The organism is Neisseria sp. 23W00296 (assembly GCF_044772855.1).
Lineage (GTDB): Bacteria > Pseudomonadota > Gammaproteobacteria > Burkholderiales > Neisseriaceae > Neisseria.
The window spans coordinates 1145741-1169200 of record NZ_CP173024.1 but is presented as its reverse complement, the minus strand read 5'-3'; the positions used below and the strand labels follow the sequence as shown (position 1 = coordinate 1169200).

Here is a 23460-nt window from a genome sequence, read left to right as displayed (position 1 = left end):
AATCCACTCCTTGTTGTGTTTTGACTTCGTTGGGGCTGCATTTCAGACGGCCTGTTGTCTTGTTTGCCAACGTAAACCGCGTGCGCGGCTGCGCCACACACCCTACGGCAGAGGCCGTCTGAAAGCTTGGTTTGGCGGTTATTCGGGCTTTTCAGACGGCCTGCGCCGCCGTGCCAGAATGTCGATGCGGTGGCGGCCGGTTTTTGCCGCGTCGTGCGAAGGCGGCAGGGTTTCCGCGTAAAGCAGGAAAAACGGCAGGTTGGCGGCCGACATCAGCAGGCCGTCCGCCCATGCGGTTAGGCCGTTGCGCAGTTGCGGCTGAGCCAACAGGCGGGCGGTGTGCGCGCCGTCGGCTTCGAGCAGGGTCAAAACGCTTTGCCGCCACGGCCACAGCGCGTCGGCAAACGCGGCGTAGTAACCGCCGAAAACGGAATTTTTCGCGAGCAGCGACAGAAGCAGCGCGGCGAAAAACACGCCCCACAATACCCGCCACACGCACCAGACCGTGCCGAGCCAGACGCTGTCCTGCTCCGCCTTGCGCCGCAGCAGGGGCAGCAGCGGCAGGTTGGCGGCGGCCAGCACGGCGAAAAGCAGTGTGTTGTTCAGGGTACGCAGGGCGTAAGCGTCGTGCCACCTGTGTGCAACCAGCGCGGGCACGGCGGCAAAGTCGGCATACAGCACGCCGAACAGCAGATAGCCGAGCATGGCGGCATAAAGCCACATCAGCGGATGGCGGGCGGACGGAGGCCGTCTGAACACAGTGCCCAAGGATGTGATGCCCCACGCCGACGCAGAAAAAACAAAGCGGGCGGCCAGCAACAGGATAACAAGCCCGAGCGTAAAGACAATCAGCCCTATCGCCCCGCCGAAAAATAAGGGCATCGTCATTCTCCCGGTTTTCCGTCTGCCGCAGCCGATCCGCCGTTTTTCAGACGGCCTTTTTGTTCCGCCGCATCCAACACCGCTTCGGGACGCGCTTCGTCAAGCACGGTCAGCAGCGGGCGCACGGCTTTGTTGCGGAACAGGTGCGCCACCGCCTGCTCCTGCCAGGTTTCGTTTTCGTAATATTCGGCCGGCGTGTCGTAGCGGCCGCCCCCGATCTTTTCGCAGGCTTTTTTGGTTGTTTCGTAGCTGAAGAGATAGACGCCCTGCCCGTCTGCGGGCGCGGGGTTGACGGTGAGCTGGCTGTCTGCCGCCGCGCCGATCAGGGTCAGGCTTTTCGGCCGCTCGGGCAGATCGAGCAGCCAGTCCGTCTGTTTGTCCGCCGCAAACAGCACCAGATGCGCGCCCGCGAAATGTTCGGCGTGCACGCGTGCCTGCGGCCATTTCGGTTTGCCGTTTTCCCATACGCTCTGTTGCGGGCTGTACACCACATAAACGGGCGCGTTTTCCCAATCGGGCGGCGGCAGGGCTCTGTTGCACCAGTCGGAATACAAATGCGCCCGCGTCTGCGCCTGAAAATGCTCTTCTTCTTTCAATCCTTTGACGATTTCGCGGTCGCCGCAGTCCGCCGCCGCCACGCTGTCTTTGACGCCCGCCCAGCACAGCCAGCGGCCCTCGCGCGGCGCCAGCCAGATGCTGCGCCGCTCCAAATGCTGCGGCGCGTTGCCAGTGAAGGTGTATTTGTAGGCATTGCGTTCGGGATAATAAAGAAAACCGTCGCGCAGCCCAGTCAGGCCGCGCGGCATGGCTGCGACCAAATCGGGATCGTCGGGCGCGGGCAGACGCAGGCGCAGGGCGTCGACGGTGTCGCGCAGCATTTTGCGCGCCATGCGGCGGTCGCTGAAAAAACCGTTGGTCGTCTGAAACGAGGCCAGGGCGAAAACGGCGGTTAGCAGCAGCAAAATCATGCGGGCGGGGCGGTTCACAAAATCTCCGTTGATTCAGGCCGTTCCCGCCTTCGCGGGGATAACGTTTCTGAAAGGCGGCCTGTATATGCTCTGGCTCCGTTGCAATTCCGCTTTCAGACGGCCTCCTGCACCCGGCTGTTGATGTCGCGCAGCACGGCGGCGGGGGCGGCGGCTTGGGTGATCGGTCGTCCCATCACCAGATAGGTCGAACCGGCGGCAAGGGCTTGGGCGGGTGTCATGATGCGGCGCTGGTCGTCGCTGTTGCCGTCGGGATTGGGGCGGATGCCGGGGGTGACGAGGACGAAATCCGCGCCGCGCGCACAGCGCAGGGCGGCGGCTTCGCGGGCGGAGCAGACGACGCCGTCGAGGCCGGAATCTTCGGCCAGCGCGGCCAGCCGCAACACATGCTGTTCGACGGGGACGGTGATGCCGGTTTCGGCCAGGTCGGCCTCTTCCATGCTGGTGAGGACGGTGACGCCGATCAGCAGGGGTTTGGTACTGCGGTTGGCGAGGGCTTCGGCGGCGGCTTCCATCATCCGCCGCCCGCCCGAGGCGTGCATGTCGACCATCCACACGCCCATGTCGGCGGCGGCTTTGCAGGCTTGGGCGACGGTATTCGGGATGTCGTGGTATTTGAGGTCGAGAAAGAGCTTGTAGCCTTGGTTGACCAGGTTTTCCGCCAGCCTGCGGCCGGTGGCGGTGAAGAGTTCTTTGCCGATTTTCAGTTGGCACAGCGTCGGATCGAGGCGGCGGACGAAGGCGACGGTTTCGGCTTCGGTGGCAAAATCGAGGGCAACGATAACGGGCGTGCGGCTTGGTGCGGGGGCGGGGTCGGTAATCAGGGGGTTCACGGGGAATTCCTTGTTTGGCGGGTTTTTTGGAGGTTCAGACGGCCTGTTATTCGCTTGCCGGTGTACCCTACATGGAGGCCGTCTGAAAGAGGGTTGGGGCTGCATTTTCAGACGGCCTGTTGTTTGTTTTCCGGCATAGGCCGCGTGCGTGGCTGCGCCATACGCCCTACGGTGGAGGCCGTCTGAAAGAGGGTCGGGCTGCGTTTCAGACGGCCTTTTTGCGGCCGCGCCGTCCGAGCAGGAAGCCTGCCGCAGCGGCGGCCAGTGCGGCGGCCGCGCCGCCTCCGAGGAGCAGTTTGCGTTGGGCGGCGAGGACGGGGTTGTCGAACATGTTGACGGAGTAGTGGAAGTCGGCGATGAGCCAGCGGCCGTCCTGCCGCACGAGGGTGGCGCTCCATTTGGGTTCGACCGTCCAGGTTTCGCCGCCCGTCAGGCGGTAGCGGTCGCTGCTGCTGCCGAAGGCGACGGCGGTGTTGCCGTGGTAGAGGTGGGAGAGTTCCTCGACGCTGAATTCGGCTTCTATGCTTTGTACGACGGGATTCGCGCCGCCGAGCATTTTGTCGTAGTAAGCGCGGATGCCGTCTTTGCCGTGGACGCGGTCGCCGTTCATGGTGGTAAAGACGACGTCGTCGGCGACGTGGGCAAGCAGGGTGTTGAGGTCGCGTCGGTTGAGGGCTTGCTGCATGGTGTCGCGCAGGGTGCGCAGTTCGTTGTGCAGCGCTTCGGTATCGGCGCTCTGTGCGGTTTGCACGGCGGTGTCGGTTTGCGTGGCGGCAAACGCGGGAGCGGCGGCCAGCAGGGCGAGGAGGAGGACGGCAGTGCGGGTCATGGGTTTTCTCTGGCGGTTGCGCTTGGACTTTGGGTTTTCGTTTCGCGGAAATGACGTTTCTGAAAGCTCAGTCGGGCAGGACGGAAAACTTGTCCCAATGGCTGCGGACGTAGGCGGCGGCGGTTTCGAGGTCGGTTTCGGCGGCGTCGTAATAGTCACCGTCGACTTCTTCAAAGTGGGGGAAGCGTTTGCGCAGGGTATCGTCGTCGGCTCCGTGTTCCGCCGCTTCTTCGATGGCGGCGCCGTGTTCGGCGTAGAGCGCGGCGGCGGCGTCGAGAACGCGCGCTGTGGCTTTGATTTTCCAGCGGCGCAGGCTGTCGGTGAGCGGGTTGTCGAAGATGTAGCCGCCGTAGCCGCCCGCTATCAGGCGGATGAAGCCGCCTTCTTCCATCTGGCTGTCGAGGTAGACGTAGGCCAGCAGGGTGTTTTGTTCGTCGGTGAGGCGGCCGATGGCGTCTTCGCCGTGCTGTTCGAGCCAGGCGAAACAATGGTCGGCGAGGGTGTAGAGGAAGGCGGCAGCTTCGGTGTCGACGGGAATCGGCGGGATGTTCATGTTTCAGACGGCCTCAGGCGAATCGGATATGTTTTGTCTGCTTCGTTGACATTCTGCTTGCGGACACGCCATTACCCACACGGGCGGGCATGGCGTTTCCGAAAACGGGTTCAGACTTCGATGCGGTTGGGGGTGAAGGTTTCCCATTTGTTGCAGGCGGGGCAGTGCCAGAAGAAGACTTGCGATTTGAAGTGGCAGTTGCGGCAGCGGTACATCCAGTTTTTCTGCAACTGGCGGCCGACGACGCCGCGCATCATGTCAGCATCGGCTTTCCAAGCGGGGTTGAGGCCGGAAATTTGCAGGCCGAGCAGGCGGTAGACGCCGTTGAGGTCGGGCTTGGCGCGCACGAGTTCGGCCAGAATTTCGTTGGCTTTCTGCTCGCCGTAAAGCAGCAGGGATTTGTCGTAAACGACGTTGAGCAGGTCGAGATGGGGGAAGGTTTTCATGTAGCCGATTAAGACGGCCAAGCCTTCTTCGGCGCGGTTTTGCGCGTCGTAGGCGTCGTAGATGCGCTCGCCGGCCATGCCCAGATAGGCGTGGTTTTGCTTTTCGATGGCGCCGTAGGCTTCGGCGGCGGCGGCGTGGTTGCCGAGTTTCTGTTCGAGATCGCCGAGTATGATGTTGGCGCGGCTGCATTTGCCGTTGGCGGACAAGGCCGTCTGAATGTGGCGGCGGGCGGCGTCGTAATCGGAACGGAACAGGGCGGCCTGCGCCATTTCGCAATGGAACTGGGCGATTTCAAACTGGTAGGTCTGCTCGTCGCGGCTGAGTTTGCGGGCGGTATCGACGGCCTGCTCCCAGTCCCTGTCCTGCTGGTAGATGTGCAGCAGGTGCTCGCGCGCGCCTTTGGCCATGTTGCCGTCTTCGAGGGCGAGGAAAATCTGTTCGGCGCGGTCGACCAGCCCGGCGCTCTGGTAGGTCTGCCCCAGCTCGAAGAGGGCGCGCTCTTTTTTGTCGCCGACGGTGTCGGGCGCTTCGGACAGGCTTTGCAGCAGGCGGATGGCTTTGTCGTTTTCGCCGCGCGAGCGGTAGAGCTTGCCGAGGGTGAGGCTCAGCTCGTAAGACTGCGGCTGCATATCGGCCACTTCGGCCAACTCGCGTGCAGCCTTGCCGCTGTTTCTGTCCACCAGCGCATCAAGGGCGGAATAAAAACCGGCGGGAATGCTTTTGGCCTGTTTCAGCACGGTTTTCATGTCGATGCGGGCGGCCAGCCAACCGAGGGCGAAACAGAGGAAGGGAACGAGGGCGAACAGCAGCCACCAGGCGGAGAGTTCGTTTTCCATCTGCGCCTCAGTCTTTTTTGTCTGCCGCCCCGCCGGCGGGCGCGGGCACGGCAGCCGGAACGGGCGCGGCGGCGGGGGCGGCGATGTCGGTGTTGTTCAGGCGGGCGGCCTTTTTCACCTCGGCGCGCAGGCGGCCGTTTTCCGAACGCAGCACCAAAAGGCGGCCGAAAAGGGCAAAGAGGCCGAACAGCGCGCCGATTAAAAAGGCGCCGAACAGCACCACAATCAGCGGCCATTCAACAGCCTGGCCGGGCAGGTAATGAAACTGCACGCTTTGGACGTTAATCACCGCCAAAACGGCGAACACCAGCAAAATCAAAACTTTGACAATCAGGGAAACTGCTTTCATTTATCGCTCCGTAAACCGCGCCGCGCACGGGCGGTTTGTAAAACCGTTTTTCAGACGGCCTCACTATAAAAGCAGGCCGCAAAACAGGCGCTAGTGTAAACGATTTAGCCCGCGTTTGCATATTGCACGGCGCTTTGCGCCGCATCCGCCGCGCGGCGCAGCGTCTTGCCAAACCTGCGTGCGGGAGCGTATCTTTACGTTTTTTAAAAACCGGTTGAGAGTATCCACATCATGAGCAGACCCGTTCCCGCCGTATTCGGCAGCGTTTTCCACGCCCAAATGCCCGTTATCGCCTATCAAAACCAAGCCTGGCAGCCGACGGTTTGGCAAAGTTCGCAAGACCTGTCCCTCGCGCCCGGAGCGCACGCGCTGCATTATGGCAGCGAGTGTTTTGAAGGGCTGAAAGCCTTCCGTCAGGCAGACGGCGCCATCGTCCTCTTCCGCCCGCAGGCCAATATCGCCCGTATGCGCCAGAGTGCGGAAATCCTCAATCTGCCGCAGCCCGATGCCGACGCCTTTCTTGCCGCACTGGTCGAACTGGTGAAACGTGCCGCCGACGAAATCCCCGATGCCCCCGCCGCGCTCTACCTGCGCCCCACCCTGATCGGCACCGATCCCGTTATCGGCAAAGCGGGTGCGCCTTCCGAAACCGCGCTGCTCTACATTCTCGCCTCGCCCGTCGGCGACTATTTCAAAGCCGGTTCGCCCGTAAAAATCCTGGTGGAAACCGAACACATCCGCTGCGCGCCGCATATGGGGCGCGTCAAATGCGGCGGCAACTATGCCTCGGCCATGCCCTGGGTGCTCAAAGCCAAAGCCGAACACGGCGCCAGCCAGGTGCTGTTCTGCCCGGGCGGCGACGTTCAGGAAACCGGCGCGTCCAACTTTATTCTGATTAAAGACAAAGAATTAATCACCAAGCCGCTGACCGACGAATTTCTGCACGGCGTTACCCGCGACACCGTGCTCACCGTCGCCCGCGATGCGGGATACACCGTCAGCGAGCGCAATTTCACGGTGGACGAATTGCGCGCGGCGGTGGAAAACGGCGCCGAAGCCGTACTTACCGGCACGGCCGCCGTTGTTTCGCCCGTCACCTCCTTCGTTATCGGCGGCGAAGAAGTGCCCGTGCAGAAAACGGAACGCGGCTACGCGCTGCGCAAGGCGGTGACCGATATCCAATACGGCTTGGCCGAAGACAAACACGGCTGGCTGCTGCGGGTGTGCTGAGTCCGCAGCCAAGAGGCCGTCTGAAAGCCGCATGGCCGGTTTTTCAGACGGCCTTTCGTCCGCATAAGACCGTCTGAAACCCCTGCGGCACGCCGCCGCCTGCGTTTTCAGACGGCCTGTTATCCATTACAATCCGCAGCCTTCGCCGAAAGGAAAACCATGTATTTCGTAGACCGCACCGCCGTGGTGCTCAAACCGACCCAGCGCTTTCTCGACTGGCTCAAATCCACCGACGACAACCTGCCCGAACTCACTTTGGAACAGATGCGCAGCAACTGCTCGGTGTTCCTCGTGCCCGAGTTCGACACGCCTGAAGCGGTGGTGGCCTATTTCGACGAGCGCTACCGCCAAATCTTCGAAGCCGAGATTTCTGCTTGGGAAGTGGAGAAAAAAGACTGGCCGCAAGACATGGGCTTGCAGGCTTTTTGGGAATTTTTCGATGTCGAAATCCACGATTCCGTGTTCGACCTTGACGACGAAAGCATCAAAGTCGAGCCGGTGGTGGACAACATGATGTAGCGCCGTGCAGGCTTTTACCGTCCGCATCCGCCCGTCGCGCCTTTGGCCTGCCGCCGTCCTCTTGGCGCACGCCGCCTCGTTCGCCCTCTGCGCCGCCTGTTTCGACGGCGTTTTGCGCATAGCCGGACTGGCCGCCTTGGCGCTGTCCCTCGCGCACGGCCTGCGCAGCGCGTCGCCAAACCGGCAGGCTGTGCGGGAAATCCGCATCGACACCCGCGGCCGCGCCTCGCTGCTGCTGCGCGGCGAAGTGCAGGAAGCCGAGTTGCTCGACGACAGCCTCATCCACCCCTATGTCTGCTTTTTAAAATGGCGCGCGGGCGGAAAAACCTTCCGCCAATGCCTGCCCGCCGATGCCGCCGAGAGCGAAGCCTACCGCCGCCTGAGCGTGTGGGCGCGCTACGGGCAGCCAAAACAGGAAACCCGATGATAAAAAAACGCTACCCCCTTCTTGCCGCCGCGCTGCTGCTTGCCGCGTGCACGACCGAACAGCCCGCCGACAGCCGCGCCGCGCCGCAAACCGTCGCCCCCCTGCCGCCAAGCACCGCCCTGCCTTTCGACCCAAACGCCGCGCCCGTGTCGCAGGTGGGCTTCAACGGCAACGACAACGTGCAGCGCTTCATCGCCCGCGAAGCGGAAAACGGCCGTTACAGCCGCGCCGATTTGCAGGCCTTTTTCAACAATGCCGTTTATAAAAGCAACATTATCAACATCATGAGCCGCCCGGGTACCTCGCGCCCGTGGTACGAGTTCCAAAAAGGCAACGCGGGCGCGGCCAAGATTTCAGACGGCCGCAACTTCTATATGAAACACCGCCAGGTCATCGACCAAGTGGCGCGCGAATACGGCGTACCTGCCGAAATCATCGTCGCCATCGTCGGCATCGAAACCAACTACGGCCGCAATATGGGCAGCTTCCGTCTGGCCGACTCGCTCTCCACCCTCGCTTTCGACTACCCGCGCCGCGCCGACTTCTTCCAAAAAGAGCTGCACGAAATGCTGTTGATGAGCAAAGAGGAAAACCAAGACCCGTTTTGGTTTGCCGGCAGCTACGCCGGCGCGATGGGCATGCCGCAGTTCATGCCTTCGAGCTACCGCAAATGGGCGGTGGACTACGACCGAGACGGCCGCCGCGACATCTGGGGCAGCGTGCCCGACGTTGCCGCCTCGGTGGCCAATTACCTGAAAGCGCACGGCTGGAAAACGGGCGGCAAAATGATCATGCCCGTGCTGCTCGAGCCGACACCGCAGCTTTTGGCCGTAATCGAAGAGAAAACCGAGCTGAAATACACCGTCGGCCAACTGCGCAAAATGGGCGTGGACATCCAAGAGCCGCTGCCCGATCACGAACGCGCCGTGCTCTACCGCCTGGAAGTGTCGCCCGGCCTGTACCAGTATTACATCGGCCTGAACAATTTCTACACCGTCTGGCAGTACAACCACAGCCGCATGTATGTCACCGCCGTGCGCGACATCGCTAACGGCATCGGCGCAGGCAATCTGTAAACACCCTGCTCCGCAAACATAAAGAGGCCGTCTGAAAACTGTTTTTCAGACGGCCTCTTTATGTTTGCTGTCGGCGGATTAAATTAAAGCCTGCCGCTTCAACTCGTTTTTCAGATAGGCGTAGTAAACCGGCGCGACGACGATGCCGCCGACGCCGAAGATGCGCTCGAACACGACCATCGCCACCAAAAGTTCCCACGCGCTCGATTCGATTTCCGAGCCGATGATTTTGGCGTTCAAAAAATATTCGAGCTTGTGGATCACGACGAGAAACACCAGCGAGGCGGCGGCGACGTAAAGCGAGGTGCCCAGGCTCAGGATGATGATAACGGTGTTGGAAATCAGGTTGCCCGCCACAGGGATGAGGCCGACGACAAAGGCGATCACCAGCACGGTGAAACGGAAAGGCAGATCCACACCGAAAAGCGGCAGGATCAGATAGAGGTAAACCGCGGTCAGCAGCGTGTCCACCAGCGAGATTTTCGCCTGGGCGATAAACACGCGCTCGAAGCTGGTTTCGAAATTGCGTATCCGCTGCACGAGTTCGGCCTTGAAGATCGGCATTTTGCGGCGGCTGCGGCGCATGTTGAGGCGGTGGAAACTGAGCATCGCGCCGATGATGATGCCGATCAGGATGTACACAAAGGATGTGATGCTGTTTTTGCTGATGCGCGTGAGCGCGGCACTGTATTCGTTAATCAGGCGGATGCCCTGCGCTTTGATTTCGGCAATGTTGTTCGGCAGCATGTTCAAGAGGGCGGCGGGCAGCTCTTTGCTGTTTTTCGTATCTTCCAAAATCGCCGCCAGCTTGCCCAGCATTACTGTGATATGGCCGCCGTGTATCAGGTGGTACACGCCCAGCGACAGCAGGAAAATCATCAGGCAGACCATGCCGATGGCGAGGGTGGCGGAAATCAGGTTGATGTTGTGTGCGGTGAGAACTTTGTGCAGGAAATGACCGCGCGAGAGCAGGCGGCGGCGCAGCCACAGCAGCAGGCCGTTGGTTTTGGCAATAAAGACGTAGGTGAGCAGCACCGCCAGCAAGAGCGGCAGGAAATGGAAATAAAGCACCGCCCAAAGCGCCAGCCCCATCAGGATGTAAGAGGCGTTGCGCAGCTTGGCGGCGGAGGGTGTGGGGAAAAGCGGAGTCTGCATGGCGTGACCGTGGCGGTATTTTGGGAAAATAGGCCGTCTGAAAACACAGAGGCCGTCTGAAAATCAGGCTTTACCCGTGCTGCCGAAGCCGCCTTCGCCGCGCTCGCTGGCGGCAAATTCGTCCACCACTTTAAACGCCGCCTGCACCACCGGCACGATCACCATCTGGGCAATGCGCTCCATCGGTTCGATAACAAACGCTACGCCGCTGCGGTTCCACAGCGACACTTTCAATTCGCCCTGGTAGTCCGAATCGATCAGGCCGACCAGATTGCCCAGCACGATGCCGTGTTTGTGTCCCAAACCCGAGCGCGGCAGGATCACGGCGGCGTAGGCGGGGTTGGCAAGGTGGACGGCGATGCCGGTGGGGATCAGCACGGTTTCGCCGGGGGCGACGGTAATTGCCGCATCAATGCTGGCGCGCAAGTCCAAACCGGCCGAACCGGGCGTGGCATAGGCCGGCAGGGCGTCCGCCATTTTCGGGTTGAGGATTTTCAGTTCGACTTCGGTCTGCATGGCAATGTTTCCTGAATACAAAGGACGCGGATTATACGGAGCGGCCGCCGTTTCCACAAACGGCGCGGCGAAGGCGTAAAGGCCGTCTGAAACAGGATATTCAGACGGCCTTTGCCCGTTTTGCGGTAAAATGTAAAGAAAATTTACACATGACGATTCTTCATTGAAAAAACGCCTACACGTTAAATCATTCATAAACAGATTTTTTCATACTTTAAAACACCGACATTTCCACCATTCAAACTTGCTATACCATAACAAATTTAACCGTTTCAATGATTTGGCAAAAATCCATTGCTTGACCCTCCGCCACCGAGCCGGTAATACTCGCCCTTCCTTTCCAACCGACCACAAGGAGAAGAAACATGAAAATGAAAGCAGCAGTCGTCACCCAAAACAGCAACGGCAACGTAGACATCGTCGAAAAGGAAATCCGCGCGCTGGAATACGGCGAAGCGCTGGTGGAAGTGGAATTTTGCGGCGTGTGCCACACCGACCTGCACGTTGCCGCCGGCGATTACGGCGAAAAACCCGGCCGCGTGCTCGGCCATGAAGGCATCGGCATCGTGAAGGAAGTGGCGCCGGGCGTTACCAAGCTCAAAGCGGGCGACCGCGTCAGCATCGCCTGGCTCTTCAAAAGCTGCGGCTCGTGCGAATACTGCGTTTCCGGCCGCGAAACCCTGTGCCGCACCGTTTTGAATGCAGGCTACACCGCCGACGGCGCGATGGCGACGCACTGCATCGTCGACGCCGATTACGCGGTGAAAGTGCCCGAAGGCCTCGATCCCGCGCAGGCCAGCAGCATTACCTGCGCCGGTGTCACCACCTACAAGGCCACCAAAGTCTCGGGCGTGCGTCCCGGCCAGTGGATCGCCATGTACGGCGCGGGCGGCTTGGGCAATCTGGCCGTGCAGTATGCGAAAAAAGTGTTCGGCGCACACGTTATCGCCGTCGATGTTAACGACGACAAACTGGCGCTTGCCAAAGAAGTCGGCGCCGATATCACCGTCAATGCCGCCAAGGAAGACGCGGCCAAAGTCATACAGGAAAAAACCGGCGGCGCCCATGCGGCGGTCGTTACCGCCGTGTCCCGCGCCGCCTTCAATTCCGCCGTGGACGCCGTGCGCGCGGGCGGGCGCGTCGTCGCCGTCGGCCTGCCGCCCGAAACCATGGATCTGTCGATTCCGCGCATGGTGCTCGACGGCATCGAAGTGGTCGGCTCGCTGGTGGGCACGCGCGAAGATTTGGCCGAAGCCTTCCGCTTCGGCGCGGAAGGGCTGGTCGTTCCCGTGGTGCAAACCCGCCGCTTGGACGAAACCAACGACATCTTCCAAGAAATGCGCGACGGCAAAATCCAAGGCCGCATGGTGATAGATATGAAAAGCTGCGGCTGCACCGTATAAAGCGTAAAGCACAGCCCAAAGGCTCAGAGGCCGTCTGAAAACCCGCCGCATGGCTTTTCAGACGGCCTTTTCCCATGTAAAGAATGGGTTTACACTGCGCCCCTTCCCCACTCTGCAAAGGACACGGCAATGAACCACGCACAGAAAAAAATCAAAATCGGCATCGTCGGCGCAACAGGTTACACCGGCGTCGAATTGCTGCGCCTGTTGGCGGCACACCCTTACGCCGAAGTGGCGGCGGTCACCAGCCGCAGCGAGGCGGGAGTGAAACTGGCCGACTATTTCCCCAACCTGCGCGGCGTGTACGACGGCCTGAGCTTTGCCGCCCCCGAAGACGCGCCGCTGACCGAATGCGACGCGGTGTTTTTCGCCACCCCCAACGGCGTGGCGATGAAGGAAGCACCAGCCCTGCTCGAGAGCGGCGTGCGCGTGATCGACCTGTCGGCCGACTTCCGCCTGAAAGACCTGGCCGAATGGGAAAAATGGTACGGCATGAAACACGAAAGCCCCTCCTGGGCGGCGCAGGCCGTGTACGGGCTGACCGAACTCAATCGCGACGCCGTCGCCCAAGCGCGTCTGGTCGCCAACCCCGGCTGCTATCCCACCTGCGTGTCGCTGGCACTCGTTCCCCTGCTGCAGGAGGGCGCGCTGCGCGAGGGCATGCCGCTGATTGCCGACTGCAAATCGGGCGTGTCGGGCGCGGGGCGCAAAGCGGCCGTGGGCACGCTCTTTTGCGAGGCGGGCGGCAATTTCAAAGCCTACGGCGTGGCCGGACACCGCCACCTGCCCGAAATCCGGCAAACCCTGTCCGCCCTGCAAAGCGGCGTAGCCGACGGCCTGGTGTTCGTGCCGCACCTTACGCCGATGATACGCGGCATGCACGCCACGCTTTACGTCCACCTGAAAAGCGGCGCCGACCCGCAAACGCTGCTGGAAAACGCCTACCGCGCCAGCCCCTTCGCCGACGTGATGCCCGCAGGCAGCACGCCCGAAACCCGCAGCGTACGCGGCGCCAACGTCTGCCGCATCGCTGCGCAGAAAGCGCCCGACAGCGGCGACTTGTGGATACTGATGAGCGTGCAGGACAACCTCGTCAAAGGCGCGGCCGGGCAGGCGGTGCAGAATATGAACGTGATGTTCGGCTTCGCCGAAGACACCGGCCTGCCGCGCACCGCCCTCTTGCCGTAAAGCACCGACCTCACCGTACAAACCGTTCCCGTCCGTACGCGGCAAGAGTGCAAAGGCCGTCTGAAAACCCCTTTTTCGGTTTTCAGACGGCCTTTTTACCAAGCCCGCCGCTTGTTTTACGCAAACCGCCCGCGATGCGGATTAGCCGTGCGGGCGGTTTTGTCGGGGCGGTGTTTTATAGTGAGCCAAAATAAAAAATCTACGGCGTTGCTGCGCCTTAGCTCAAAGAGGGCGGTTTTCTAAGGCATTGGAAATGCCAAGAAAACCTGCCCCGTACTACCTGTACTGTCTGCGGCTTGCTGCCTTGTATCTTTTCTATTTTGGCTCACTATAACTTTGCCGAAGCGTTGTTTTCAGACGGCCGCCAGCGCCCTGTTCTGCTCGGCGGCCAGTGTGACTATGCCTTTTTGCGCCAGGCGCACGAGTTCGGCCAGTTCGTCAAACGAGAAAGCCGCGCCCTCGGCCGTGCCCTGGATTTCGATGATGCCGCCGTCGGCGTTCATCACGATGTTCACATCGCTGTCGCAGCCGGAGTCTTCGGGATAGTCCAAATCCAAAAGCGGCACGCCGCCGACGATGCCGGCAGACACGGCGGCGATTTGCGACACCAGCGGGTTTTCGGCGATACGGCCGTCTGAAAGCAGTTTGCGCACGGCCAGCGCGAGGGCGACGTAGGCGCCGGTAATCGAGGCGGTGCGCGTGCCGCCGTCGGCCTGAATCACGTCGCAGTCGATCAGAATCTGCCGTTCGCCGAGTTTTTCCATGTTAACGGCGGCGCGCAGGGAGCGGCCGATCAGGCGCTGGATTTCCTGCGTGCGGCCGCTCTGTTTGCCCGCGGCGGCTTCGCGGCGCATGCGCGAGGCGGTGGAGGCGGGCAGCATGCCGTATTCGGCGGTAACCCAGCCTTGGCCTTTGCCGCGCAAAAAGGGCGGCACGTTTTCGTCGATGCTGGCGGTGCAGATAACGCGGGTGCTGCCGCATTCGATCAGCGCCGAGCCGTCGGCGTGCGGGAGAAAGTGCGGGGTGATGCGCAGGGGGCGCAGTTGGTCGGCGGCGCGGCCGGTGCGGGCATAGGTTTGCATGGTTTCCCTCTGTTAAAAAATGCAAATTATAGCACGGGCAAATGTGCTATATTGCCGCCCGATTTCACTCGTCTTTAACGAAACGGAGTAAAAACATGACCATCCACAGCATGACGGGCTTTGCCAACGCCGCCGGCGAATGCGGCAGCAAGCGCATCAATCTCGACATCCGCGCGGTAAACCACCGCTATCTCGACGTGCAGTTCAAAATGCCCGATGATCTGCGGCATTTGGAAGGCAGCCTGCGCGAGAAAATCGCAGCGGCGGCTGCGCGCGGCAAAATCGAGTGCCGCATTCAGGTTCAGACGGCCGCGGCGGGCGCGGCGGCTTTGTCGGTCAACCATGCGCTGGCGGCCGAATTGGCGGCCTTGAACGACAAATGGCGCGGTGAGTTCGGCGGTTTGGGCAAGCTGACGGTGGCCGACATTCTGCACTTCCCCGGCGTGCTGGCGGCGCAGTCGGAAGACGAAGAAACCTTTGTTCTGGCCGTGCAGTCGCTGTTGGACGACGCGCTGGCCGAGTTCTCCGCCGCCCGTGCGCGCGAGGGCGAAAAGCTCAAAGCGCATATTCTGGAGCGGCTTTCGGCGATGGACGGCATCGTCGATGCGCTGGCGGGGCAGTTTCCTTCGCTGGTGCAGGTGCATTTGGACAAAGCCCGTGCGCGGCTGGCGGAGGCGGTGGCCAATATCGACGAAGACCGTCTGAAACAGGAATTTGCCCTGTTCATGCAGAAAGCGGATGTGGATGAGGAATTCAGCCGCCTGAAAACGCATATCGGCGAAGTGCGCCGCATCGTTACCGAAGCCAAAGGCAGCATCGGCAAGCGGCTGGATTTTCTGATACAGGAACTCAACCGCGAAGCCAACACCATCGGCAGCAAGGCGATAGCCGCCGAATGCACGCAGGCTTCGGTGGAGCTGAAAGTGCTGATCGAGCAGATGCGCGAACAGGTACAGAATATCGAATAGCCGTTTCAGACGGCCTAAACCCGTTTTCAGACGGCCTCCATATTAAGAGGCCGTCTGAAAACGCATCTTCAGGCGGAGCCGAAACGTTTTGCGGCATCCCGCAAGCGGGTGTCGGCGCGGGATTTGGTTTAAAATGCCGCCTTTCCCGCAAACCGGCAGACAACGTGAAAATCCTCATCCTCGGCAGCGGCCAGGTCGGCTCGACCATCGCGCAAAACCTCGCCGCCATGCCCAACAACGACGTCACCATCATCGACACCGACGAAAACGCCCTGCGCCGCATCGGCACGCAGCTGGACGTGCAGACCATCGTCGGCAACGGCGCTTCGCCCAGCCTGCTGGCGGCGGCGGGCGCGGGCGACAGCGACATGCTGCTGGCGCTGACGCGGCACGACGAAACCAACCTGGCCGCCTGCCGCATCGCCGCCGACCTCTTCAACATCCCCAACCGCATCGCCCGCGTGCGCCTGGCCGACTACCTCGAATACGGCGGCGACGAAGACAACAGCGTGCTCGAAGCCTTCGCCGTTACCGACTCCATCCACCCCGAACAACTCGTGACCGAACGCCTGTCCGCCCTGTTGAGCTACACCAGCGCCTTGCAGGTCTTGCGTTTTGCCGACGACAAAGCCCGCATGGCCGTTGTCCAGGCGCACAACGGCGGCCTGCTCGTCAACCGCCCCATCGCTACCATCGGCGAACACCTGCCCGAAGGCGTCGACTGCCAAATCTGCGCCATCTACCGCAACAACCGCCTCATCGTCCCCACCGCCGAAACCGTCGTTATCGAAGGCGACGAAGTGTTTTTCCTCGCCGACAGCCGCCACGTCAAAACCGTGATGCGCGAATTGCGCCCGCTCGAACAACGCACCCGCCGCGTGATGATCGCCGGCGGCGGCAACATCGGCTACCGCTTGGCCAAACAAATCGAAAAAACCTACGACATCAAAATCATCGAACACAACCCGCAGCGCGCCGAATGGCTGGCCGAACACCTCGACACCAGCCTCGTGCTGCAAGGCTCGGCCACCGACGAAAACCTGCTTTCACACGAATACATCGACGAAATCGACGTCTTCCTCGCCCTCACCAACGACGACGAAAACAACATCATGGCCAGCCTGCTGGCCAAAGACCTCGGCGCCAAGCGCGTGATCACCATCATCAACCGCTCGCGCTATGTCGACCTGCTCGAAGGCAACCAGATCGACATCGTCGTTTCGCCGCACATGATCACCATCGGCAACATCCTCACCCACATCCGCCCGGGTGACGTGGCGGCGGTGCACCCGCTGCGGCGCGGCCACGCCGAGGCCATCGAGGTCGTCGTCCACGGCACGAAAGACACCTCCGCCCTCGTCGGCCGCCGCGTGTCCGACATCAAATGGCCGCCCGGCTGCCACATCGCCGGCCTCGTGCGCGGCGACGAAGTGGTGATGGGGCACAAAGACGACGTGAAAATGCAGGACGGCGACCACCTTATCTTCTTCGTCTCCCGCCGCCGCGTCCTGCGCGAGTTGGAAAAACTGATACAGGTGAAAGTCGGCTTCTTCGGTTGAGGCCGTCTGAAAGCGTAGCTTCAACGAAGTTAAAAACCGACAAACAAGGTGTGCGGCGCAGCCGCGCACGCGGTTTCTGCCGCATCACACACAGCACAGTAAGAACAACGCCTCCCCAAGCCCGTTTTCAGACGGCCTCAAACCGCCGGACACAAAGATTTCCGTTTATGAAACCACTCAAACCCATCCGCCCCGAACCGCAGGCCGCCGCGCTTTTTGACCGTTTCGCCGCCGACAAAATGCCGGATACCGGCCGCTGGCTGACACAGGCCGGCCTGCCGTTTGACACAGATGCCGCCTTCGCCCCGTTTGACTGCGTGCGGGCCGACACCTTGTCCAAAGCCGGAAAATGGCTGGACGACGACGAATTGTGGGAAGGCGTGCAGCGTGAAGCGCAAAACGAAGTGCCGGCCGTGCTCGGCGCACAGGCCAACCGCCTCGGCCCGGCCGCCGCCGCGTTTTTCCATGCCCGCAGGCCGCAGTGGGAAGCGGCGGCCAAACGCTGCAAACTGAAAACACAGGACATCTGCGACGCCCTCTATGCCATCGTTTTGGGTGCATTCTTGGAATACGCGGCCGCAGAACACACGAAAAGCGGGGCGGCCGTTTCCCTCCATCTCGACCTGCTCGCCGTTCTCAACACCGGACACCTGCCCTGCGGCTGGGCATCGGGCAGGCTTTATGTTTATTGAGGCCGTCTGAAAAGCCAAAACCAAAGGCGGCAAACCGGTAGGGTGTACCGCCCCAAGGCGGCGCACACGTTCTCCGCCACGCCGCAAACCCCTTTTCAGACGGCCTACAAGCCGCAAAAGGCCGTCTGAAAACCGAAATACCGCTTCCAAAACGCCGCTGCCGCGCGGCCAACAACAAAACGGCAACACAAACACCATGTATTACAAAATCGCCCCGATTATCCACGTCCTCTCCAAGCTGGCCGCGCTCTACGCGCTGCTGCTGCTGATTCCGACGCTGGTGTCCTACCTCTACCACGATTCCGCCTTCCCCGCTTTCGCCAGCACTTCGCTGGTAACGCTGGCCGGCTCGGTGGCCGTGTGGGCGTCGACGCGCAAGCACCACCGCGAGCTGCGCCCGCGCGACGGCTTCACCCTCGTTTTCCTGCTCTGGCTCGGCTTCGCCGCCATCTCCGCCCTGCCCTTTTATTTCCACTACCCGTCTGCCAGCTACACCGACGCCTTTTTCGAAGCCATGAGCGGCCTCACCACCACGGGCGCAACGGTTATTTCCAGCCTCGACACCCTCGCCCCGTCGGTGAACTTCTGGCGACACATGATGAACTGGTTCGGCGGCATGGGCATCATCGTGCTGGCCGTCGCCATCCTGCCCATGCTCGGCGTCGGCGGCACACAGCTTTTCAAAGCCGAAATCCCCGGCATCGACAAAGACAGCAAAATGGCGCCGCGCATTTCGCAGACGGCCAAACGCCTGTGGCTGGTCTACCTCGCCTTCACCCTCATCACCTGCATGGCGCTCAAATGGGCGGGCATGGGCTGGTTCGACGCGGTGTGTCATGCCATGTCGGCCTTCTCGCTGGGCGGCTTTTCCACCCACGACGCCAGCATCGCCTTCTACAAATCGCCCGCCATCGAAGCCGTTATCGCCGCCGCCACCGTGCTGGGCGCCATTAATTTCGCCAACCACTTCGCCGCCGCACAGGAAAAATCGCCGCGTCCCTACTGGCGCGACGAAGAATCGCGCATCATGCTTGTCGTGCTGGCCGCCAGCATCGCCGCCGCCAGCCTGTATATGTGGTACAAAGGCTTCTATTCCCTGCCCGAAGCGCTGCGCTACGTCGGCTTCAACTTCATTTCCACCGGACTGGCGAGCGGCTTTGCCAACACCGATTTTGCCGTGTGGCCGCTGTTTGTCACCCTGTGGATGTTTTTTCTAGCCAACGTGCTGGCCAACACCGGCTCGATGGGTGGCGGCATCAAACTCGCCCGCGCCCTCGTCCTTGCCAAATTCAGCCTGCGCGAAGTGTCGCTGCTGCTGCACCCCAACGCCGTGCGCACCGTCAAACTCAACAAACGCTCCGTGTCCGACCGCACGGCGATGGCCGTGATGGCCTTTATCTTCGTTTATTTCATGACCGTCGTCGCCGCCACCCTCGGCCTGATGGCAAGCGGCATGGATTTGGTGACCGCCCTCTCCGCCGCCATCGCCTGCATCACCAACGCAGGCCCCGGCTTGGGCACCGTCGGTCCGGCCTACAACTATGCCGCCCTCAGCGACCTGCAAAAATGGATCTGCTGCGCCGTGATGCTCTTGGGGCGGCTGGAAATCTTCACCGTATTCATCCTGTTCACGCCCGACTACTGGCGCAAATAGGCCGTCTGAAAGCGGAGTTTCGGCAAAAGGCCGTCTGAAAGGGAGAAAACCGTGCGTACCCTGAAAAACATCCTCACCCTGACGCTGAAAGAATTCCGCAGCGTCCTCACCGATCCCGTGCTGATGCTGCTCATCGCCTACATCTTCACCGCCACCATCTACCAGATGGCGCAGGTGAGCACCGATGTGAAAAACGCCTCCGTCGCCATCATCGACCTCGACCGCTCCGCACTGTCGATGCGCATCCGCGATGCCGTGCAGCCGCCCTATTTCAAAACCGTGCGCGACGTGCGGCGCGAAGACTCCGCCGAAGCGATGGACAAGGGCGAATACACCTTCATCCTCGAAATCCCGCCGCATTTCGAGCGCGACGTACTCTTGGGACGCAGCCCCTCGGCGCAGCTCCTTATCGATGCCACCGCCGTCACGCAGGCGGGCGTCGGCGCGTCTTATCTGTCGCAGATTTTCAGCCGCGAAACCAACGCCTTTGCCGGACGCGAACTGCCGGTGATCGTCAAACCCGTTATCACCGCCGAATTCAATCCCAACGGCGAAAGCTCATGGTTTATGCCCACCTCGCAAATCGGCACGATGGCGCTGATGCTGCTGATGCTGCTGGCGGGTGCGGCCGTGATCCGCGAGCGCGAACGCGGCACCATCGAACATCTGCTGGTGATGCCCGTCAGCGCTTTCGAGCTGATGATGGGCAAAATCTTCGCCAACGGCACGGTGATTATGCTTGCCGCCCTCGGCTCGCTGTGGTTTGTCGTCCATTTTGGCATCGGCGTGCCGATACAGGGCTCGCTCCTGCTCTACGCGGCGGGCATGGCGCTTTTTATGTTTTCCGCCGCCGCCCTGGGCATCATGATTTCCACCTTCGCCCCGACCATGGGGCAGTTCGGCATGCTGATTCTGCCCGTCTACATCGTGATGAACCTTTTCGCAGGCGGCTCGTCGCCGCGCGACAATATGCCCCGCGCGGCGCAAATCGCCAGCGAATACTGGCCGCTCACCCAGTTTATGAAATTCTCGCAAAACATCGTTTTCCGCGGCGCGGGCATCGAAACCGTGTGGAGCCAGATGCTGGTGATGGCGCTGATCGGCACCGCCTTCCTCGTCCTGGCGCTGCTGCGTTTCCGCAAAATGCTGGAACAGCAGGGCTGACCCCGTCTGCCGTTTTTTCGGAAACATTCGCAGCCTGAAAGAAAGGCCGTCTGAAATCTGCTCCCGCGCTTTTTCAGATGGCCGCCAAAAGGCAAAAGGCCGTCTAACCGGCCTGCAAGCTTTATAAAACCGTCCCAAAACCTGCCGTCTTACTCGCCCGCTCCGTCGGGGGCAAAAAAGGCCGTCTGAAAACACGTGTTTTGGATTTTCAGACGGCCTTTTGCCTGCATTATGTGTCTAAGCGGCTTCGCGGTGGTAATGCCGCAGCGCGTGTTCTTTGCGCCGGCCGCTGCTGAAGGCGGACACGCGTTTGAGATAACCGATGACGCGGGTGCCGTAGTCGATGTCGTGCGAGCCGCAGCCGCTGCAGGCTTGCAGGGTGCGTTTGTCGATATGGCCGCAGTCGTTGCAGATGGTGATGCGCACGTTGACGCAGAAGTAGTTGCAGCCGGTGCGTGCGGCAATGTCGAGCAACGAGCGGTAGCCGGCTTCGGGCAGGGCTTCGTCTAGGTTCAAATGCAGCGCAGAGCCGCCGTCGAGCCAGTCCACCAGTTCCTTGCCGTGCAGCAGGAATTTGTCGAGCGCGTTGATTTGCTCGTCTTCCACCACGTAGAAATAGGAGTTGTAACAGTCGCGGCTGACTTTGTAGCCGTCGGCTTTGTCCCATTTGGCGTTTTTCACGCCGAGATTTTCAGCGGGCACAAATTCGGTGTTGAATTTCACGCCGTAGTGGCGGCTGGCGGCTTGGTTGGCGTCAAAAATCACTTTCAGACGGCTTTGGACAAACTGGATGTAGTCGTCGTTGTAGCCGACGGTGATGCCGTTGGCTTCGGCGGCTTCGGCCATGCCGTTGATGCCGATAGTCAGGAATTGTTTGTCGAGCGTGATAAAGCCGGCGTCGTACACGGGCAGCATACCGGCGGCCTGGTACTCTTCCATCAGCTTGCGGTAGGCGTATTGGTATTTATGGATTTTGGCGACTTCGGCGGCCAAATCGCGGCCGTCTTGTTCCAAGCGGTTCATATTGATGGTGATGACGTTAATCGAGCCGGTGGCCACGCCGCCTGCGCCGAGCGTGTAGCTGAAAGTGCGGTCTTCGATGGCGTTGCGCAGGCGGCAGCAGGACGCGAGCGAGTCGGGGTTGTCCGACAAATACACGAAAAACGAGTTGCCTTCTGCCAACTCTTTGGCCATTTGGTCGGCAAACACGCCGTCTTTGCACTTGCCGCCGTCGGTGAGCATGGCGGCGGTTACCACGGGGAAGGTCAATACGGCTTTGGTGCGCTCTTGGTTAAACCATTTCAGGAAAAAGTTTTGCAGCTTGGCAACGCTTTCCCACACCGGTTTTTCAAAATCGGGGAAGACGAAATCGCCGAACATGGCTTCAAAATAGTATTGGTCGTACAGCGAAATATTCCAAAACACGCTCTGATAGCCGCGTGCGGCGGCGGGCTGGTTGATGCTGTACACCACTTGCTGCAGATGGTTGGAGACTTCGGCGGCGTGGGTTTCAAGATAATTTTCGCCGTAGTCTTTGCGGGCGAAGTAGTCGAAATAAGTGAGAAATTCCACGGTGGCGACCGCGCCGGCAAACTGGGCGCTGATGGCAAACACCAGATTGATAAACGAGCCGCAGAACGACGCCAGATGCTTGGGCGCTTTCGATTCGCCGCCGAGCTTACTTAGGCCGTCGAGCAAAAACGGATACAGCGTTACCGACACGCAATAGGGTTTCAGGCTGGTTTCGTCGTGCACATAGATTTCGTGCGCCTCGATTTGGCGGATGTATTCGCGCGCGGTGTCTTCGTCGAAAATCTCGGCGATTTTGCGCGATACTTGGGCGCGGTTCATCTGCACGAAAAAGTCTTTCATGATTTCCGCTTCCATCGTGGCGATGTTTTTCTGCGTAACGTTGGCGTTGGCGTCCATCTTCGAGCCGTCGGCCGCGTTGTGGGCGGAAATATAGTCGTGCATGAACTGCAGTTTGCCGTTTAACTGTTCGGGATGCAGCCGAATCATGTTAAATCCTCCTAAAGTTGGGTTGGAATGGTTTTCAGGCTGCCTTTGCGGGTTTCAGACGGCAGCCTGAAAACGGGGGAAAACAGACGGTTCAGGCCGTCTGAAGAAGGGCTTCGCGGTTCTCCGCCAAGCCTGCCGCTGCCGCCGCGGGGGCGGCAATCGGAATCACTTTGTTGGGCGCGGGTTTGTCTTTAACGAACAAATGGTTGAGCACCTCGCCTGTGCGCAAATCGGTAAATTTCTGGTTGGTCGTCGGGCTGTCCAAGCCGCCCAATTCCATCACCCAGCGGCCGGTTTTCAGATAGGTCAAAAGCGGGATGATGCCGTCTGAAACCGCTTCCAGCTCCTCGCGCTCCAAGCCGGTGTACAAACACGTTTTCAAGCCCGCCGCCGCCACGGTTTGCAGCATTTTTTCCAGCATATCGGGCACCCATTCGCCACCCATAAACAATACGCAGCTGATCAAGCCCGTATAGCGTTTCAGACGGCCTTTAAGGTATTCAACAGTCAATTCCTGCCCCAAGCCCACTTTCCAAGTATCCGCGCTATGGCAGCCCTTGCAGCGCAGCTGGCAGCCTGAAAACAGAAACGCCAGCGACACTTCGCCCGGCACTTCCTGCCATACGATTTGCTCGATGGTGAATTTCAGGGTCTGCATAACGGTTGTCCTTAAAATACTATATATAGTATGAATTTGCTTATTTGAATACTATATGTAGTATTCTAGTCGGCATCATCGGCAGGTGCAACCATAGCGATTGTAAATTTTATAATTTGCTTATTTTTATTGATAAAGAGTTTGCGGCCGTCTGAAAGCGGTGTCGGCGCATCCGAATGACACGGAAAACAGATATGGACAAAAAAACAGAACAGGCGGCACAGGCCGCACGCGCGATAGGCCGTCTGAAAAACAAGGTCGACGATAAGGAGCGCCTGCGTATCTGGCGGGAAACCTGCGCCGATCAGGGCTTGACCGGAGAATTCGTCCTCGCCGCCAAACTCAACGGCGCGGGCTATACGGAGGAGGAGGCGAAGATGGTGGCGGAGCTGTTCGGGCGTTAAGCCCGCGAAATGCTGGCGGAGGCCGTCTGAA

At 60.5% G+C, this 23460-nt stretch carries 24 protein-coding genes; 12 read left to right on the top strand and 12 right to left on the bottom strand.

The window, feature by feature from the left end; translation table 11 throughout:
* Positions 1–138 precede the first annotated feature (138 nt).
* The 7 genes from ACG2K1_RS05865 to ACG2K1_RS05835 form a co-directional block, all read right to left on the bottom strand.
* Entirely contained in the window at positions 139–888 is a 750-nt protein-coding gene (locus ACG2K1_RS05865) for a hypothetical protein (RefSeq protein WP_395428486.1), read from the bottom strand.
* Positions 885–1868: a hypothetical protein gene (locus ACG2K1_RS05860; protein ID WP_036495450.1), complete on the bottom strand. Its 984-nt coding sequence runs from the start codon at positions 1866–1868 to the stop codon at positions 885–887. The genes ACG2K1_RS05865 and ACG2K1_RS05860 overlap by 4 nt, the downstream gene beginning before the upstream one ends.
* Positions 1869–1963: 95 nt before the next feature.
* Positions 1964–2701 carry an orotidine-5'-phosphate decarboxylase gene (pyrF, locus tag ACG2K1_RS05855; protein WP_009425070.1) on the bottom strand — a complete coding sequence of 246 codons (738 nt, stop codon included), beginning with the start codon at positions 2699–2701 and terminating at the stop codon, positions 1964–1966.
* 205 nt (positions 2702–2906) lie between these two features.
* Positions 2907–3530 (bottom strand): SgcJ/EcaC family oxidoreductase, encoded by a 624-nt coding sequence (locus ACG2K1_RS05850; RefSeq protein ID WP_395428485.1) that lies wholly within the window; start codon positions 3528–3530, stop codon positions 2907–2909.
* A 67-nt stretch (positions 3531–3597) separates the two neighbouring features.
* Complete coding sequence (locus tag ACG2K1_RS05845) at positions 3598–4083, bottom strand: DMP19 family protein (RefSeq protein ID WP_009425072.1); 486 nt, start codon at positions 4081–4083, stop codon at positions 3598–3600.
* Positions 4084–4193: 110 nt separating this feature from the next.
* Positions 4194–5366 carry a lipopolysaccharide assembly protein LapB gene (lapB, locus tag ACG2K1_RS05840; protein WP_009425073.1) on the bottom strand — a complete coding sequence of 391 codons (1173 nt, stop codon included), beginning with the start codon at positions 5364–5366 and terminating at the stop codon, positions 4194–4196.
* A gap of 7 nt (positions 5367–5373) precedes the next feature.
* Positions 5374–5715, bottom strand: coding sequence for a lipopolysaccharide assembly LapA domain-containing protein (locus ACG2K1_RS05835; RefSeq protein WP_009425074.1), 342 nt, complete (start codon positions 5713–5715; stop codon positions 5374–5376).
* Positions 5716–5946: 231 nt separating this feature from the next.
* Between ACG2K1_RS05835 and ilvE the strand changes: the two genes are divergently transcribed.
* The 4 genes from ilvE to mltB all read left to right on the top strand — a co-directional run bounded on the left by ilvE (position 5947) and on the right by mltB (position 8967).
* Complete coding sequence (gene ilvE, locus ACG2K1_RS05830) at positions 5947–6945, top strand: branched-chain-amino-acid transaminase (protein ID WP_395428484.1); 999 nt, start codon at positions 5947–5949, stop codon at positions 6943–6945.
* Positions 6946–7104: 159 nt separating this feature from the next.
* The gene (locus tag ACG2K1_RS05825) at positions 7105–7464 is read left to right on the top strand and encodes a hypothetical protein (RefSeq protein WP_395428483.1); all 360 of its coding nucleotides are present in this window, start codon (positions 7105–7107) and stop codon (positions 7462–7464) included.
* Between the two features lie 4 nt (positions 7465–7468).
* Complete coding sequence (locus tag ACG2K1_RS05820; protein WP_395428482.1) at positions 7469–7891, top strand: protein YgfX; 423 nt, start codon at positions 7469–7471, stop codon at positions 7889–7891.
* Complete coding sequence (mltB, locus tag ACG2K1_RS05815; protein ID WP_395428481.1) at positions 7888–8967, top strand: lytic murein transglycosylase B; 1080 nt, start codon at positions 7888–7890, stop codon at positions 8965–8967. Before ACG2K1_RS05820 ends, mltB begins: the two co-directional genes overlap by 4 nt.
* Positions 8968–9045: 78 nt before the next feature.
* Here the strand turns inward: mltB and ACG2K1_RS05810 are convergent, their stop codons facing one another.
* Both ACG2K1_RS05810 and dut read right to left on the bottom strand, forming a co-directional pair.
* Entirely contained in the window at positions 9046–10122 is a 1077-nt protein-coding gene (locus ACG2K1_RS05810) for an AI-2E family transporter (RefSeq protein ID WP_009425079.1), read from the bottom strand.
* Positions 10123–10185: 63 nt separating this feature from the next.
* A complete protein-coding gene (gene dut / locus ACG2K1_RS05805) occupies positions 10186–10638 on the bottom strand; it encodes a dUTP diphosphatase (RefSeq protein ID WP_395428480.1) in 453 nt (150 codons plus the stop codon).
* A gap of 365 nt (positions 10639–11003) precedes the next feature.
* Between dut and adhP the strand changes: the two genes are divergently transcribed.
* Both adhP and argC read left to right on the top strand, forming a co-directional pair.
* Positions 11004–12041: an alcohol dehydrogenase AdhP gene (adhP, locus tag ACG2K1_RS05800; RefSeq protein ID WP_009425082.1), complete on the top strand. Its 1038-nt coding sequence runs from the start codon at positions 11004–11006 to the stop codon at positions 12039–12041.
* A 129-nt stretch (positions 12042–12170) separates the two neighbouring features.
* A complete protein-coding gene (argC, locus tag ACG2K1_RS05795) occupies positions 12171–13229 on the top strand; it encodes an N-acetyl-gamma-glutamyl-phosphate reductase (RefSeq protein ID WP_395428479.1) in 1059 nt (352 codons plus the stop codon).
* 353 nt (positions 13230–13582) lie between these two features.
* Here argC and rph read toward each other — a convergent pair whose 3' ends face one another.
* Positions 13583–14311 carry a ribonuclease PH gene (gene rph, locus ACG2K1_RS05790; protein WP_009425085.1) on the bottom strand — a complete coding sequence of 243 codons (729 nt, stop codon included), beginning with the start codon at positions 14309–14311 and terminating at the stop codon, positions 13583–13585.
* A gap of 95 nt (positions 14312–14406) precedes the next feature.
* On the opposite strand from rph, the gene ACG2K1_RS05785 reads away from it, so the two are divergent.
* The 5 genes from ACG2K1_RS05785 to ACG2K1_RS05765 all read left to right on the top strand — a co-directional run bounded on the left by ACG2K1_RS05785 (position 14407) and on the right by ACG2K1_RS05765 (position 20348).
* Complete coding sequence (locus ACG2K1_RS05785) at positions 14407–15279, top strand: YicC/YloC family endoribonuclease (protein ID WP_395428478.1); 873 nt, start codon at positions 14407–14409, stop codon at positions 15277–15279.
* 164 nt (positions 15280–15443) lie between these two features.
* Complete coding sequence (gene trkA / locus ACG2K1_RS05780; RefSeq protein WP_395428477.1) at positions 15444–16838, top strand: Trk system potassium transporter TrkA; 1395 nt, start codon at positions 15444–15446, stop codon at positions 16836–16838.
* Between the two features lie 167 nt (positions 16839–17005).
* On the top strand, positions 17006–17530 hold the full coding sequence (locus ACG2K1_RS05775) for a hypothetical protein (RefSeq protein ID WP_395428476.1): 525 nt from the start codon (positions 17006–17008) through the stop codon (positions 17528–17530).
* Between the two features lie 196 nt (positions 17531–17726).
* Positions 17727–19184 carry a TrkH family potassium uptake protein gene (locus tag ACG2K1_RS05770; protein ID WP_009425089.1) on the top strand — a complete coding sequence of 486 codons (1458 nt, stop codon included), beginning with the start codon at positions 17727–17729 and terminating at the stop codon, positions 19182–19184.
* Positions 19185–19235: 51 nt separating this feature from the next.
* Positions 19236–20348, top strand: a complete 1113-nt coding sequence (locus ACG2K1_RS05765; protein WP_395428475.1) for an ABC transporter permease — start codon at positions 19236–19238, stop codon at positions 20346–20348.
* 237 nt (positions 20349–20585) lie between these two features.
* Here the strand turns inward: ACG2K1_RS05765 and nrdD are convergent, their stop codons facing one another.
* Positions 20586–22367 (bottom strand): anaerobic ribonucleoside-triphosphate reductase, encoded by a 1782-nt coding sequence (nrdD, locus tag ACG2K1_RS05760; RefSeq protein ID WP_395428474.1) that lies wholly within the window; start codon positions 22365–22367, stop codon positions 20586–20588.
* 91 nt (positions 22368–22458) lie between these two features.
* Entirely contained in the window at positions 22459–23025 is a 567-nt protein-coding gene (gene nrdG, locus ACG2K1_RS05755; protein WP_009425092.1) for an anaerobic ribonucleoside-triphosphate reductase activating protein, read from the bottom strand.
* 194 nt (positions 23026–23219) lie between these two features.
* On the opposite strand from nrdG, the gene ACG2K1_RS05750 reads away from it, so the two are divergent.
* Positions 23220–23429, top strand: coding sequence for a hypothetical protein (locus ACG2K1_RS05750; protein ID WP_036495452.1), 210 nt, complete (start codon positions 23220–23222; stop codon positions 23427–23429).
* Positions 23430–23460: the final 31 nt, after the last annotated feature.